We start from the raw sequence: 293 nt of genomic DNA, 5'->3' as shown, positions 1-293 counted from the left end.
CCATACTACAACTACGAGGAAGAGTGAAGAGGTGAATAGAAATTGGAACAAACAATTTATATTAAAATGCGTAATCGATTAAAAGTTTCTCCTACGTATGACGTATGAAGTGAAACTACGTGATGTCGCTCAACTTGCTGGAGATACTGAGGTAGTTGAGTCGTTACAGGATGAGGTAGTTTACAAAATAACAGCGCATGAAAAGACACATGTTGTAATTGATGTTATGAAAATTATTGAGATTATTAGGCGAAAAGCGGCTCATATACAAATTAAGTTACTCGGTTCTGGAC

At 36.2% G+C, this 293-nt stretch carries 1 pseudogene; it reads left to right on the top strand.

Features of this window, described 5'->3' with window-relative positions:
* Positions 1-66: 66 nt before the first annotated feature.
* Positions 67-293: pseudogene (locus tag ACSG5Z_RS31250) on the top strand (stage V sporulation protein AA); the annotation flags it as partial.

The organism is Bacillus pretiosus, from assembly GCF_051294775.1.
GTDB classification, from domain to species: Bacteria; Bacillota; Bacilli; order Bacillales; family Bacillaceae_G; genus Bacillus_A; species Bacillus_A wiedmannii.
The sequence above is the reverse complement of the archived record's forward strand: the minus strand, read 5'-3'. Positions and strand labels throughout refer to the sequence as shown.